Annotated in this window: 12 protein-coding genes and 5 pseudogenes; 11 read left to right on the top strand and 6 right to left on the bottom strand. The window is 69.1% G+C overall.

The genetic code is table 11. The features are described 5' to 3' along the window. Positions 1-12: 12 nt before the first annotated feature. Positions 13-603, bottom strand: a pseudogene (locus ABZ937_RS06500) (site-specific integrase); the annotation flags it as partial. Positions 604-1,051: 448 nt separating this feature from the next. Here ABZ937_RS06500 and ABZ937_RS06505 point away from each other — a divergent pair. After that, on the top strand, positions 1,052-1,456 hold the full coding sequence (locus tag ABZ937_RS06505; protein ID WP_361686406.1) for a PaaI family thioesterase: 405 nt from the start codon (positions 1,052-1,054) through the stop codon (positions 1,454-1,456). Beyond that, positions 1,449-2,126 carry a TetR/AcrR family transcriptional regulator gene (locus ABZ937_RS06510; protein WP_361686408.1) on the top strand — a complete coding sequence of 226 codons (678 nt, stop codon included), beginning with the start codon at positions 1,449-1,451 and terminating at the stop codon, positions 2,124-2,126. The genes ABZ937_RS06505 and ABZ937_RS06510 overlap by 8 nt, the downstream gene beginning before the upstream one ends. Here ABZ937_RS06510 and ABZ937_RS06515 read toward each other — a convergent pair. Further along, complete coding sequence (locus ABZ937_RS06515) at positions 2,114-2,347, bottom strand: hypothetical protein (RefSeq protein ID WP_361686411.1); 234 nt, start codon at positions 2,345-2,347, stop codon at positions 2,114-2,116. The genes ABZ937_RS06510 and ABZ937_RS06515 overlap by 13 nt on opposite strands. Positions 2,348-2,393: 46 nt before the next feature. Between ABZ937_RS06515 and ABZ937_RS06520 the strand changes: the two genes are divergently transcribed. Next, the gene (locus ABZ937_RS06520; RefSeq protein WP_361686414.1) at positions 2,394-2,561 is read left to right on the top strand and encodes a hypothetical protein; all 168 of its coding nucleotides are present in this window, start codon (positions 2,394-2,396) and stop codon (positions 2,559-2,561) included. 127 nt (positions 2,562-2,688) lie between these two features. Here ABZ937_RS06520 and ABZ937_RS06525 read toward each other — a convergent pair whose 3' ends face one another. Both ABZ937_RS06525 and ABZ937_RS06530 read right to left on the bottom strand, forming a co-directional pair. Then, the gene (locus ABZ937_RS06525; protein WP_361686417.1) at positions 2,689-2,889 is read right to left on the bottom strand and encodes a hypothetical protein; all 201 of its coding nucleotides are present in this window, start codon (positions 2,887-2,889) and stop codon (positions 2,689-2,691) included. Positions 2,890-3,309: 420 nt separating this feature from the next. Then, on the bottom strand, positions 3,310-4,338 hold the full coding sequence (locus tag ABZ937_RS06530; RefSeq protein WP_361686420.1) for an aldo/keto reductase: 1,029 nt from the start codon (positions 4,336-4,338) through the stop codon (positions 3,310-3,312). 106 nt (positions 4,339-4,444) lie between these two features. Between ABZ937_RS06530 and ABZ937_RS06535 the strand changes: the two genes are divergently transcribed. From ABZ937_RS06535 to ABZ937_RS06545, 3 genes and pseudogenes are all read left to right on the top strand, one after another. After that, positions 4,445-5,383 (top strand): AraC family transcriptional regulator, encoded by a 939-nt coding sequence (locus tag ABZ937_RS06535; RefSeq protein WP_361686423.1) that lies wholly within the window; start codon positions 4,445-4,447, stop codon positions 5,381-5,383. A 74-nt stretch (positions 5,384-5,457) separates the two neighbouring features. Then, a pseudogene (locus tag ABZ937_RS06540) lies at positions 5,458-5,553 on the top strand (IS630 family transposase); the annotation flags it as partial. Between the two features lie 425 nt (positions 5,554-5,978). Further along, positions 5,979-6,327, top strand: a pseudogene (locus tag ABZ937_RS06545) (GNAT family protein); the annotation flags it as partial. 136 nt (positions 6,328-6,463) lie between these two features. Here the strand turns inward: ABZ937_RS06545 and ABZ937_RS06550 are convergent. Further along, positions 6,464-7,105 (bottom strand): TetR/AcrR family transcriptional regulator, encoded by a 642-nt coding sequence (locus tag ABZ937_RS06550; protein WP_361686426.1) that lies wholly within the window; start codon positions 7,103-7,105, stop codon positions 6,464-6,466. A 121-nt stretch (positions 7,106-7,226) separates the two neighbouring features. Between ABZ937_RS06550 and ABZ937_RS06555 the strand changes: the two genes are divergently transcribed. Both ABZ937_RS06555 and ABZ937_RS06560 read left to right on the top strand, forming a co-directional pair. After that, entirely contained in the window at positions 7,227-8,015 is a 789-nt protein-coding gene (locus ABZ937_RS06555; protein ID WP_361686429.1) for an alpha/beta hydrolase, read from the top strand. Then, complete coding sequence (locus ABZ937_RS06560; protein ID WP_361686432.1) at positions 8,012-8,629, top strand: dihydrofolate reductase family protein; 618 nt, start codon at positions 8,012-8,014, stop codon at positions 8,627-8,629. Before ABZ937_RS06555 ends, ABZ937_RS06560 begins: the two co-directional genes overlap by 4 nt. Here the strand turns inward: ABZ937_RS06560 and ABZ937_RS06565 are convergent. After that, positions 8,595-9,429, bottom strand: a pseudogene (locus ABZ937_RS06565) (IS5 family transposase). The gene ABZ937_RS06560 and the pseudogene ABZ937_RS06565 overlap by 35 nt on opposite strands. 658 nt (positions 9,430-10,087) lie before the next feature. Between ABZ937_RS06565 and ABZ937_RS06570 the strand changes: the two are divergent. The 3 genes and pseudogenes from ABZ937_RS06570 to ABZ937_RS06580 all read left to right on the top strand — a co-directional run. Continuing rightward, a pseudogene (locus ABZ937_RS06570) lies at positions 10,088-10,552 on the top strand (serine/threonine-protein kinase); the annotation flags it as partial. 143 nt (positions 10,553-10,695) lie between these two features. Continuing rightward, complete coding sequence (locus ABZ937_RS06575; RefSeq protein WP_361687057.1) at positions 10,696-11,559, top strand: hypothetical protein; 864 nt, start codon at positions 10,696-10,698, stop codon at positions 11,557-11,559. A 183-nt stretch (positions 11,560-11,742) separates the two neighbouring features. Beyond that, complete coding sequence (locus ABZ937_RS06580) at positions 11,743-12,927, top strand: ROK family transcriptional regulator (RefSeq protein ID WP_361686435.1); 1,185 nt, start codon at positions 11,743-11,745, stop codon at positions 12,925-12,927. The last annotated feature ends 9 nt before the right edge of the window (positions 12,928-12,936 follow it).

Consider the following 12,936-nt stretch of genomic DNA (forward strand, 5'->3'; position numbering starts at 1 on the left):
GCCTGTGGAGCCGAGGGCATCGCCCAGAGTGTCGATGGCTTGGCGTTGGAGAGGGAGTCGTACGTGGGCGTAGACGCCGGCGGTGACGCCGATGTGGGCGTGCCCCAATAGCTCCTTGATCACGACGAGGTCAACGCCCTGGTCCAGGAGCAGGGTCGCAGTCGAGTGGCGCAGATCGTGGAAGCGGATGCGTCGGAGTCGGGCCCTGCTGAGGAAGCTACGGAAGCGACGGGTGAGGTTGGCGGGGTCGAGAGGTCTGCCAGTCGGGGTGGTGAAGACGAGGCCGCTGCTTCTGCAGGCTGACCCAGCGGTCTCGCGCTCCTTGTTCTGCTGTTCCTGGTGCTTCTTGAGGGAGTGCATGCATTCGGTGGGCAGGGCGATGCGGCGTTCGGATGCTCGGGTCTTGGTGGGCAGGTGGGTGAGCCCGCCAGTGCGGGTGCGCTGGAGGGAGCGGCGGATGGTGGCGGTCCCGCCGTTGAGGTCGAGGTCTTCCCAGTGGAGGCCGAGGAGTTCGCCCTTGCGGAGTCCGGTGCGCAGGGCGAGTTCGTACAGTGCGTGGAGCCGGTCGGCGCGGGCTGTGTCGAGGAACTGACGGGCCTCTGCACCTGCTGCATCGCGTTGCCGTCACCGCTGTACGGAGCTGATCGCCGTCTGTGCTCGCCGCCGGATATCAGGGCGCGAGGTCAGGGCCGTAGTCGATGGCCGCGGCGGCGTGGCGGTGATGCCCCTGCTCAGGTAGCGCCGTCCACATGCATCGGTGCCGTGGCGGCCGGTGTCTGATGCTGTGGGCTTCCCGTCGACGTCGCGCTCGCCAAGCTCGTCCCGACCCTGCCGGCCGGGGCGAGCTGGCGGTACGAGATGAAGTTCGATGGTTCTCCAGACACTTGAAGTTGTCTTATCCGAGTGACAGCTCGGCGTCTCTCAGTACGCCTCCGATCGGCACCGGAAGACTGCACAGCCCTGCAGCCTCGCTCCACAGGCGTGCACGCGAACCGTGACGTCCATATAACATGTCACCGTTAACTTAACGGCGACAACCTGAGGGGCCGCGATGACCATCACCGCGCAAGACGTCTACACCTTGGCGCCGTTCGCCAGGACGCTCGGGATACGCTTCGGATCCCTCAAGGCCGACGCTGTCACCGCGCAACTCGCCTACACGCCCGAGCAGTCCACCGTCGGCGCCGCGATGCACGGCGGGGCACTGATGGGGCTGGCCGATGTAGCCGGCGCCGTGTGCGCCACGCTGAACGGGACCGCCGACACCGTCCCCGCGACCATGGAATCCACCACCCACTTCCTGCGGCCCGTACACGGCACCGGCGCCTTCGCGACCTCCCGCCCGCTGCACGTCGGCAAGTCAACGGTCGCCGTCGAAGTCGACATCAGGGATGACAGAGACCGGCTCTGCGTCCGCGTCACTCAACTCGTCGCCCTCCGGAGGCGCCATGACTAAGGGACCCGACCAGACCACGGCCGACGGTCGCGCCAGCACACCCGAAGGCCGTCGGCGCAGTCGCGCCAAGCGAGGCCACGGCGGCCGACTGAGGGACGAACTCATCGAAGCAGCCGGCACGCTGCTCGACGACGCCGGCGAGGACGGCGTGACCATCCGTGCGGTGGCACAGGCTGTCGGGGTCAGCACCCCCTCGGTATATCTGCACTTCGACAACCGACTGGAACTCCTGCACACCGTGTGCCTCGGGGTCTGGGACGAGCTCGGCCGACGGATGCTGAGCATCAGCGCCCAGACCACCGACCCGTTCGCCGAACTCCACCAGCGCAGTGTCGCCTACATCAGGTTCGGGCTCGACCATCCCCTGCGCTACCGCCTGGTCGCGACCGGACCCGCGACAGCCGCCACCGAGCAGGTCGCCGACGCCTGCTTCCGATTCCTGCGGGAAACGGTGCAGCGATGCGCCGACGCCGGCGTGCTCCACGGCGATGTGACGGCGCTGACCCGGGCCATCTGCGCGTGCCTGCACGGTGCCGTCTCGCTGCTGATCCTCCAGCCGACCTCGAAATGGCCCGACGACATCCCCCAGTACGCAGACGATGCCGCCACCCTCGCCTGCCAGGGCGCCGCCGCCCTCTCACGCGCGCACCATGACCGCTACGAAACGTGAACTGTTCTGCCCTGGACAACGCTCCGCTTCGCCTCGCTGGCGTTCTCATCGGCTGACGGTTGGCGCAGCGGTCGGCGGCCGGCCTGCGCGGGGCGGAAAAAAGGGCTGGTCCTCCATTTCCCCTTGCGGTAGTGCCGGCACAGTTCGCCGCGCTGTCCGAAGAAGATCCGCCGGGCCGGGCGGTGGCGGGCCTCGGCAGTGTTGAGCTGCTTGCCGATCATGCGCCGATTTTGAAGTGGCTTCGCGGCCCTCGCCACCGCTCGCGGCATGAGTCTCCGCGCCTACCTCGCGGAACCGGCTGTCGAGGAGGAGAACCAGGCCAAGCTGTCCACGGCCACGGACGCCTTCCGCGCCGCCTGGAAGAACTCCTCGGCAAGGACCTCGCGGTACAGGACTACTCCGCCCTGGTCGCCGCTGTCGCCCGGCACCGGGTGAACACCCCGGCCTTGTGCGAGGGTTCGCCCGACGCCTACTGGCGAGCGGCGGCACTCATGGAACAGGTTGTGCTGCTGCGACCGCCGCCGGCGCGCAACGAGTTCTACGCCTACGGCGTCGCGGTGGGCTACAGCGAGGCGTCCGGAGAGACCGTGGATGATCCGTACGAACGGTGGTCCGTCTTCACCACGTACGGGGTGTCCTCCAGGGAGTGGGACGCGAAATCGCCCTTTTCGGCGTCGTAAGCGTGGACGATGGCGTGCTGATCATCGTCACGCAGACGGCCGTCGCGCTCGTTCGCCTCTACGGCGCTCTTCAAAGTGGTCATGCGCCGAGTACGCGAGCCAGCCGTTCACCGGCTCCGGAAAATCGCGAGACGGACTTTCCCCGCCCCACCGGAGTCGACTCGGCGGCCGCCACACCACCCACCCGCCCAGGGCATCGTCTGGCCGGAAATGCAAACAGGGCGGAACCTCCTGTCGCAGCGCCTCGGCAGCCTGCTCCGACAGGCGCATCGGTCCCTCGACCGACCCTGCATCGGCAGCGATCATGCTCGGCTGCAGACCGATCTTGATCGTTGATCTCGACCTGACGGAGACGCGGCGGAACTGTCACCGTGAAACGCTGGCAAGCGTCACCCGAAGCGTGGCTCGACTGTCACCACTTCCTCGCCGCCGGACAGCCCGTGATCTGGGCAGTTCCGGCGGGGGCGACACAGGCACAGGCAGGGCTTCGGCCGGAGCCGACGTCATGCCGCCGCGCGCTCGCCGGCCGGTCGGCGGCGCAGTTCGGGGCGCTGGAGGGCTGGCGGCTGGTAGGCCATGTCGAGCGTGCCGGTGTCGGTGCCGGGCGGCACGATCGCGTCGATTCGGTCCAGCACGTCGTCGGTGAGGGTGACATCGACGCCCGCGAGCAGGTCGTCCAGGTGTTCCATGGTTCGCGGTCCGAGGAGGGCGGACGTCACGCCCGGGTGGGCGAGCACGAAGCCCATCGCGAGATACGTGAGCGACAGGCCGGCCTCCTCGGCCAGCGGGATGAGCTGCTCGACCACGTCGAGCCGACGGTCGTCCGTGAGGTGCTGGAAGCCGTACCTCGACCGGTGCGTCGCGGCCTCCTGGCCCTTGCGGTACCGCCCCGTCAGCAGGCCGCCGCCGAGGGGCGACCAGACCAGGGTGCCCATGCCGAACTCCTGCGCCACCGGGAGCACCTCGCGCTCGATGCCCCGGTTCAGGATCGAGTAGACCGGCTGCTCGGTGCGCGGCCTGGCCAGCCCGCGTCGCTCGGCGACCCAGTGAGCCCGGACGATGCCGGAGGCCGGCAGGGCCGATGTGCCGAAGGCGCGGATCTTTCCGGCCCGCTGCAGATCGGTGAGGGCCGCGAGGGTCTCCTCGATGTCCGTGTCGGGGTCCGGGCGGTGGATCTGGTAGATGTCCACGTAGTCGGTGTCGAGGCGGCGCAGCGAGTCCTCCAGCGCGCGCACCAGCCAGCGCCGGGACGCGCCCTGGTGGTTCGGCTCGTCGCTCATCGGGTTCCGGGCCTTGGTCGCGAGCACGACGTCGGCCCGTCGTCCCTTCAGCGCCCGGCCGACGATCTCCTCCGACTCGCCGTGCCCGTACATATCGGCGGTGTCGACGAGATTGATGCCGAGGTCGAGCGCCCGATGGATGATGCGGACGCAGTCGTCGTGGTCGGGGTTGCCGAGGGCGCCGAACATCATCGCGCCGAGGGCGTAGGGGCTGACCTTGATCCCGGTCCGGCCGAGGCTGCGGTAGCGCATGGTGTCTCCTTCAGGTCGTCCTGCTGTGTCGCTGACACCAGCCTGTCTGTCGTTCGCCGGACTATGAATCCTTGTCCATCCCGATTTCTTGCGCGAGAGTACGGGCATGGATCCCGACCGACTCTCCGAGGCACTCGACCTGGTCGAGGTGCGCAGCGTGCTGACCGGCGGCGTCGCGGCCCGCGGTGGGTGGTGGGCCCGCGGCCCGCTGGCCGATCCGGTCAAGTTCTTCGCGATGGTGGGCGGGCGTGCCCGGCTCACCACCGACGGCGTCGTCGAACCGATCGACCTCGTGGCGGGTGACGTGGCGATCCTCACCGGGCGCTCGTGGGTGGCCTTCGAGGCCGGCGCGGCGCCGCGCCACGAGATCCAGCCGGAGTCGGACTTCTCCACCGCCCGCTTCGCGGGCTCGGACCCTGCCGTCGACGACGTCGTGATCGGCGGATGCGTCAGCGTGAACGAGGCCGGGCGGACGCTCCTGCTGGAGTCGCTTCCACCGGTGGCCCACATCCGGTCCTCCGCCACCGGAGACGGGGACCGGCTGCTCGCCGCCCTGCTGCGGCTCTTCGACGAGGCGACCGGCGACCGGATCGGCTCGGCCTTCGCGATCCGGCAGTACGGCCAGCTGCTCCTGCTGGAGGTGCTGCGCTGTTACGTCGACCAGACCCTCCTGCCCTCCGGCTGGTTGCGCCTGCTCGTCGACGAGCGTCTGCGCCCCGCCGTCGACCTGCTCCACGGCCGCCCCGAACACGCCTGGGGGCTGGAGGAGTTGGCGCGCGCCGCCGCGATGTCCCGGACCACATTCGCTGAGCGGTTCCGCGAGGCCGCCGGTGTACCGCCGCTCACCTATCTGGGCCGGTGGCGCATGCTGTTGGCCCAGCGCGCGCTGCGGAACGGCGACGCCCGCGTCGCGGCGCTCGCCGCCGAGCTGGGCTACGGCTCGGAGAGCGCGTTCAGCACGGCGTTCAAGCGCGTTGTCGGGGAGTCGCCGCAGCGCTACCGGACGCGCGTGCGCCAGGAGGCCGTTCCGATCGCGGGCCGGTGACGGAGATCAGCCCTGAGCGGAGCCGGCACGCCTCGGGTACCTGTCCGGGCTCAGGAGAACTCACGGATGTCGCACAGTGGGCCGGAGGCCGGCCCCGCCTGCTCAGTCCTGACGACGAGGAGTTCGTCGCCCAGACGGCCACCACCCGCCCGACCAAGCTGGGCCGGCCACCGGGACGTCCTGGCGGCAGAGCGCCGTGAACGCGCCCGGGTCGTGCAGCAAGAAGGGCATCCGCCGGGGCGGGCAAGCGCGAATCGCGGCCCGGTCACTCACTGACGTTCAAGGTCGCACAGTCCGCGACGCCCAGCTCGGACAGCACTGACCGAAGCCGCTCCAGGACCGCAGCAGGGTCTGAGCCCTCCGCGATTTCGAGGTCCAGAGGGCAGCGACCCATGCCGCTGACCGCGCTGGTGACCTCCCCGTCGAGCTCGAACGCCGCCTCCAGAGCATCCTCGACCTCGTCACGAGCGACCGGCAGCCCCGTCGGACGAGTCAGCGTGCTTCTCCGTTGTAGAGCTGGAGTCGCAGGAGCTGGCCGGCGAGGCCCTGCTCTGGGGCATCGACACACAACCGGACGGCTCACATCGGGATCGCCCTGCCCCCCGCATTCCGCGGCCGCGGTCTCGGCGTCGATGCCCTGCACACGCTGTGCGAGTACGGATTCGCCGTACGCGGACCACAGCGCCTGCAGATCGATACCCTCACCGACACCCCGATGCTCTCGGCGGCAACCAGAGCCGGGTTCACACGCGAGGGAACACTGCGGCTCTCCGCCTGGGTGTACGGCGCATACGCAGACGAAGCCCTGAGGGTCTACCCGGTGCTGGTCGGCGGTGGCATCTCGTTCTTTCTTTCCCCGGCGCGAGCGCCGGGTGGATCTCGAACTCGTCGAGACCCGCACGTTCGGATCGAGAGTCGTCCACCTGTGCCACCGCGTGGTGCGCCGGCTGACTCGCGCCGAAGGCATGGAGCCGGGCCGCAGTGATGTCCGGGGCGGAGGTCGGCCCGGCGATCCTCGAACTAATCCGCGCGACAGGGCATTTACTGATCGTTTCAGAATGACACCGCGCGCTTGCTCCGTCACGCGGATTGTGTGTCCCGGCAGTAGGCGGCGAGGAAGACTCGTACTGCTTCGTCGGCGTAGTGGTCTAGTTCGGCGCGGGTGAAGTGTTCGCCGGAACCGCAGAACATGACCTTGTTGACCGGGATTGAGGTGACGAGCCACGTGAGGTGGTTGGCCGCGAGCACTGGGTCGTCCAGAGTCAGCAGCTTGCGGTCGGCGAGCTGTCCGAAGCTCTCGGCGAGCAGGGCGTGGACGCGCTCAGGGCCGCGTTCGTAGTACGTGCGCCCGAGCTCGGGGAACCGCTCGGCCTCGGCGATGACCAGCCTTCGCAGTTGGAGCAGGCGGGGCTGAGTGAGGATGGTTACGAACTGCCGGGCGAGTGCCGTGAGGTCTTTCTCCAGGTCCTGCGTGCCGGCCAGTGAACCGGTGACGTCGCTGAAGAGTTCGTCGATGCGGTCGAGGCCGCCATGGATGATCTCGGTGAACAGCCGTTGCTTGTCGGCGAAGTTCTTGTAGACGGTCTGCTTGGACACCGAGGCCAGGGCGGCGACCTCGTCCATGCTCGTGCCCAGGTACCCCTTGTTCAAGAACACCGTGGTGGCCGCTTCCAGGATCGCCTGCCGCTTGAGGGCCGAGCGGCCTCCTGCGTTCGTCTCCATGTTCCTCCCAGCTTCCATACAAGAACAGTACTGGACCGACCAGTACCCAATTGGGTACTGTACCGTCTAGTTCCCACGGGGGCGGGTGTGTGACCTGCCGGTATGAGCGGAGACAGATCCCATGGAAAAGGTGTTCTCGCACGACGGCACTGCCATCGCCTACGAACGGACCGGGCAGGGGCCGACCCTGGTGCTCGTCGGAGGCGCCTTTCAGCGGCGTGGTGACTTCGGGGCACTTCCCGACCTGCTCGCCGGGCATTTCAGCGTCATCACCTACGACCGCCGCGGCCGGGGCGACAGCGGTGACACCGACCCGTACGACATTCAGCGCGAGGTCGAGGACCTGGACGCACTGATCGAGCTCGCCGGCGGAACCGCGTTCGTCCACGGCATGTCCTCCGGAGCCGTCCTGGCGCTGGAGGCAGCGATCCGGGGCAGCGCGGTCTCCCGGCTCTCGGTATACGAGCCGCCATTCGTCGTTGACGACAGCCGCTCGCCGCTTCCCGAGGACTACCTCGAAAACCTGGACGCGCTCGTGAAGGGCGATGCGCGCGGCGACGCGGTCGCCTACTTCTTGACCCAGGCCGTCGGTGTCCCGGACGACGTGGTGGCCGGGATGCGTCATGCGCCGTTCTGGGCAGATATGGAGGCCGTCGCCCACACCCTTCCCTACGACGGCGCGGTCATGGGCGACACCATGTCCGGGCGCCCGCTGCCGGCCGGGCGGTGGAACATCCTGGCCGACCGGCTCCTCGTACTGGACGGCGGCGCGAGCGACAGCTGGATCCGCAACGGCGCCCGCGCTCTGCCCGGCCTGCACCGCACGCTCGACGGCCAGGATCACGGCGTCGACCCGCACGTCCTCGCCCCCTCCCTGATCGACTTCTTCACCACCGAGGAGATGGCATGAGCAAGGTCTTCGCCAGCCTGGGCATGTCCCTGGACGGCTTCATCGCCGGCCCGAACGCAGGCCCGGACAACCCTCTCGGGGACGGCGGGCTCCGCATCCACGAATGGGTCGAGAACATCGAGTCCTGGCGAGAACGGCAGAGCATGGCGGGCGGCCAGAGCAACGCGGACGACGAGATCGTGCGCGAGAACTTCAACCGCGCCGGGGGGTACGTCATGGGGTGCCGCATGTTCGACGAGGGCGAGCGCGGATGGCCCGACCCGCCGCCGTTTCGTGCCCCGGTCTTTGTCCTGACCAGCAGGCCCCGGGCACCCTGGGTCCGCCAGGGCGGCACCACCTTCACCTTCGTCACCGAAGGCGTCGAATCCGCCCTGGCCCGGGCCCGCGAGGCCGCCGCCGGCAAGGACGTGCAGATTTCGGGCGGCGCCCACACCGTGCGTCAGTACCTCGACGCCGGCCTGGTCGAGGAACTCCAGATCCATCTGGCGCCCATCGTGTTGGGCAAGGGAGTCCGTCTCTTCGACGATGTCTCGCCCGACCTTGCACTCGAACCCGTCCGCACGATCCACTCGCCCGCAGTCACCCACCTGACGTACCGGGTTGTGCGGCCCTGACCGCGCGAAGGCGCCTCAAACAAAGAATGCTGCAGCAAGTTCGAGCAGGCCCTGATGCAGATCGGCTCGCACCTCGTATCGGATGCGCAGGCGCTTGAACTGGTGCAACCAAGCAAAAGTACGCTCGACCACCCACCGGGTCTTGCCCAGACCAGAGCCATGCGGGGCACCACGTCGGGCGATCTTCGGAGTGATTCCCCGGCTGCGCAGAAGCCGACGGTACTTGTCGAAGTCGTAACCGCGGTCAGCGAACAGACGATGGGGACGGTGACGGGGGCGACCGCGCAGACCACGGATGTGGGGAATGGCGTCGAGCAACGGCACCAGCTGGGTGACGTCGTGTCGGTTCCCTCCGGTCAGCGACACTGCGAGAGGAGTGCCGCGCCGATCGACGATCACATGGTGCTTGCTGCCAGAACGGCCTCGGTCGACCGGCGATGGCCCGGTGTCGAGCCCCCTTTGAGTGCCCGGACATGCGAGCCGTCAATAGCGCAGTCGTCCATCTCCAGGAGACCCGCTGCCCTCAGTTCGGTCAGCAGCGCGGCGTGCAGCTGGGGCCAGAGGCCGGCCTCGGTCCAGTCCCGCAGGCGGCGCCGGGCCGTGACGCCTGAGCAGCCCACTACCTGGCGTGGCACATCACGCCAGGCCACTCCGGTTCGCAGGACGTAGATGATGCCCGCCAATGCAGTGCGATCGGGTATCCGATGCCGACCCGCGTGTCGGCGTCGCCGCTCCGGAGGCGGCGGCAACAAGGCAGCGACACGCGTCCACAGGTCATCGGGCACAAGATCCCTACTCACGCGTGGAAGCGTGCCAGAGATAGGCGGCTGAGGTGAGCGGCTCACGCAGATCCGTCACCACCTCGACTGGACTTCCGAGGTGCTGACAACCTGATTCCGAAACGATCAGTTAATCCTCCTCTTCGGACCTTGCTGCCGCTCTCCTCATGGTTCTAGCGTCTGGCAAAGGCTCACGGCAGGGCAAACGAGTGCCGAGTGGATCGAACCAGTAACCGCAATTCGGGATCGAGCGGCGGGACGCCGGCCGTGGCACACCATCCGCACGTAGCGCTTGGCCCGGACGAACGCAGCAAAGGAAACTCCCATTCCAGCTAAGACAAGACCGGCCTCCTGGGTGAGGACCAGGCCGTTGCGGAGCAACACCCGGTGGGCCGTGGACCGCGTCGGCGCCGTCTCCGGTCCGCGGCCCGCGAGTTCGGGGAGATACAGCGGGCACCCCACCGGGCGGACCGGCGTAGCAACCGGCAGATCCCGGCATCAACCTCGGCGGACAAGCGCGCGGATTGCTCCGCGGGCGGCTGGAGCGCTCCGGCGGACACCGCTGCCAAAGGAAACGTGAGAGCGCGTGATATCCGCAGATGGTGACCAGGTGACCACGCGTTCGGAACGGGTGATCGCCGGACGGTATCTGCTTCACGACGTCCTCGGCAGAGGCGGCATGGGCACGGTCTGGCGCGCCCACGACCAACTGCTGGACCGGCCGGTCGCCGCCAAGGAACTGCACGTCCTCACCGACGGCGACGAGGACCACCGCGTACGGGTACGGCGTGCCATCCGCGAGGCCCGCGCGGTCGCCCGGGTGCCGCATCCCCATGTGGTGGGAGTCCACGACCTGGTCGAGTTCGAGGACCGGCTGTGGATCGTCATGGAACTCGTCGAAGGGTCCTCACTGGCGAATCGGACGGCTGAGACCGGACCGCTCACACCGCAGCAGACCGCCGCCGTCGGCCTGCAACTGATCGACGCGCTGGACGCCGTCCACGCGGTCGGGACTCTGCACCGGGACATCAAGCCCGCCAACGTGCTGCTGCGCCGTGACGGCAGCGCCGTCCTCACCGACTTCGGCATCGCGGCCCTGGACGACGGCGCGTTCCTGACGAGCACCGGTCAAGTGATCGGCTCCGTAGAGTTCATGGCGCCGGAGCGCGTGATGGCAACAGAGGTCGGACCGGCCTCCGACCTGTGTCACTGGGCGCCACACTCGCCACGGTGTGCTGCGGCGAGTCCCCCTTCCGCAGGCCGGGAGCACCCGCGACGATGCACGCCGTGGCGTACGAGGAACCCAGCCTGTCGGAGCGGCTCGGTCCGCTGCGCCCGGTCGTCGAAGCGCTGCTGCGCAAGTCCCCGGCCGAGCGCCCTTCAACGGGAGCCGTGCGTTCCGCGCTGCGAGGCGTCGTGGCCGGCGAGCCGGACGTCGAGTTCCTGCCGCCGGCGACCGTACTCGCGCTCCGGCCTGCGGCCCCGATGGCCGACCCGAACACGATGGCCGCCAACCCGAAATGGCGCGTCCCGGCCTCGGAGACCGTGCCGCCGGGGCGCCACACCACGCCGCTCGAACTCCCACAGCCGCAGCCGCAGCCGCAGGCTTCCCGCTCGGCGTGGCCGAAGCGGCTGCGATGGAGGCTGGCCGGAACGGCCATACTGACGGCGGGCGTTGCGGGCGGTCTCTTCCTCACCGGAACGCTGCCGCTCAAGGATGATCCGAAAACTCCGAACGCTTCGAACGTTTCGAGCACTCCGAGCACTCCGAACACTCCGAAAACGGGGACGGCCCGTCAGGTCGTCGCGTCGACGGCCGGTTGGCAGCCGGTCACCGGCGTGTCCGGAGAATGGACGGCCAACTCCCGAAAGCTGCCCATGACCGGGCCGGCCGGTTACGACCCGAAAACCAACCAGCTGCCGGAGGGAACGAAGGCCTGCAAGGTCAAAGTCGGGGCTCCGTTCGGCTCCTTGCTGGCCCGACTCGTGGGTGAGCAGGACTTCCCGATGCACATCGTCGGGCGGAAGCTGACTTTCCGGGCGACCGGCGACGCCCGCCTGCAACTGGGCATGAACGACGCCTCCGGTGCCTGCTCCCAGGACAACAGCGGCACGCTGACCGTGCAGGTGCACGTCACGCCTCAACCCTGACCCGGGCGGCGTCAGCCCCCTCCGGCGCGCGGCAACACCGCATACGCCCGGGTGTCCTCCCTCTGAGTGGCTCCACAGAATTCCCACAAAGACGCCCTCTAGCTTCTTGCGCCACGGGGGACGGACGACTGATCTCCGTCCCCCCACGCAACAGTTGTGCTCAAAGAGGGGGCGCCTTCCGCCATGTTGACCGAGACGACGAAACGGGCCTCCAGCGCGCACGAGGCCCTGGTACTGAGCCTGCTGCGCGAGCACGGTCCGCTCACTCGGGGAGACTTACGGACCCTGAGCGGCCTGTCCCGCACCACGCTCTACGACGCCGTCGGGGCGCTGATGGACAACGGCAGCGTCCTCGCCTCGGTTCCGGAGGCGGCCCGGCGCAAGAGGGGCCGCCCGGCGGAGGTACTGACCGTGAACCCCGGGGCCGGCCGGCTGCTCGGCATCGAGTTCGCGCGACGGGCGGTGCGGGTGGCCGCGCTGAACGCGGCGCACGAGATCGTCGGCACCACCGGCGAACCGCACGACCCCGACACCCCGTGGCAGGCCCGCATCGACCTAGCGTGGCGACTGGCGGACAAGCTGACGCCCGGGACGCTGCGACCGGGCGCCCTGAACGGCGTCGGCGTCGGGGTGGCCGGACCGGTCGGCACGCCGGGGCAGGGCCCGCTGTGGGCGCCTCCGCACGAGATCGTGGCGGCACGCGTGCGCGAACGCTTCGGCGCACCGGCACTGATCGACAACAACACCCGGCTGGCCACCCTGGCCGAGACGATCTGGGGTGCCGCCGCGGGTGAACAGAACGTGCTGTACCTGCGGTTGTCGCACGGCGTCGGCGGCGGACTCGTGATGGCCGGCACACTGCACCGCGGCGCCCACGGCCGCTCCGGGATGTTCGGCCACATCACCGTGGACCCGGGCGGCGCGCCCTGCGAGTGCGGTGCGATCGGATGCCTGGAGACAGTGGCGTCGATCGGGGCCGTACTCGACGCCTGCCGCACCGCGGGAACCGCGGCAGCGGACCTGCCGGAACTGGTGAGCGCGCTGGAGTCCGGCGACGCGGCCGCGCACGCGGTTCTGGCACGGGTGGGCACGCATGTCGGCAGGGTGCTGGCCGATGTGAGCCATGCCGTCGGACCCGACGTGATCGTCATCGGCGGCGAGCTGGTCGACGCCGGCCGAGCCCTGATGGCACCGATCGAGCACATACTCGACACGCATGTCGCGCGCTGCTCGTACGGGGCGCCCCGAGTGATTCCGGCCGGACTCGGCAATACCGGCACCGCCCTCGGCGCGCTCGCTCTGCTCCAGCGGCACCCGGATCACGAAGTGCCCGGGCTGCGGGAGGCAACCCGGGCGCTCATACCGTGACACGGAGAC

This window comes from Streptomyces sp. NPDC046727 (genome assembly GCF_040645635.1).
Taxonomy (GTDB): Bacteria; Actinomycetota; Actinomycetes; order Streptomycetales; family Streptomycetaceae; genus Streptomyces.

Excerpts from the sequence above, each read along its gene's own strand:
- ABZ937_RS06555 (WP_361686429.1), top strand. The coding sequence starts at position 7,227 with ATGGAAAAGGTGTTCTCGCACGACGGCACTGCCATCGCCTACGAACGG.
- ABZ937_RS06550 (WP_361686426.1), bottom strand. The coding sequence starts at position 7,105 with ATGGAGACGAACGCAGGAGGCCGCTCGGCCCTCAAGCGGCAGGCGATC.
- ABZ937_RS06560 (WP_361686432.1), top strand. The coding sequence starts at position 8,012 with ATGAGCAAGGTCTTCGCCAGCCTGGGCATGTCCCTGGACGGCTTCATC.
- ABZ937_RS06525 (WP_361686417.1), bottom strand. The coding sequence starts at position 2,889 with ATGACCACTTTGAAGAGCGCCGTAGAGGCGAACGAGCGCGACGGCCGT.
- ABZ937_RS06505 (WP_361686406.1), top strand. The coding sequence starts at position 1,052 with ATGACCATCACCGCGCAAGACGTCTACACCTTGGCGCCGTTCGCCAGG.
- ABZ937_RS06580 (WP_361686435.1), top strand. The coding sequence starts at position 11,743 with ATGTTGACCGAGACGACGAAACGGGCCTCCAGCGCGCACGAGGCCCTG.
- ABZ937_RS06535 (WP_361686423.1), top strand. The coding sequence starts at position 4,445 with ATGGATCCCGACCGACTCTCCGAGGCACTCGACCTGGTCGAGGTGCGC.
- ABZ937_RS06515 (WP_361686411.1), bottom strand. The coding sequence starts at position 2,347 with ATGATCGGCAAGCAGCTCAACACTGCCGAGGCCCGCCACCGCCCGGCC.
- ABZ937_RS06530 (WP_361686420.1), bottom strand. The coding sequence starts at position 4,338 with ATGCGCTACCGCAGCCTCGGCCGGACCGGGATCAAGGTCAGCCCCTAC.
- ABZ937_RS06520 (WP_361686414.1), top strand. The coding sequence starts at position 2,394 with ATGAGTCTCCGCGCCTACCTCGCGGAACCGGCTGTCGAGGAGGAGAAC.
- ABZ937_RS06510 (WP_361686408.1), top strand. The coding sequence starts at position 1,449 with ATGACTAAGGGACCCGACCAGACCACGGCCGACGGTCGCGCCAGCACA.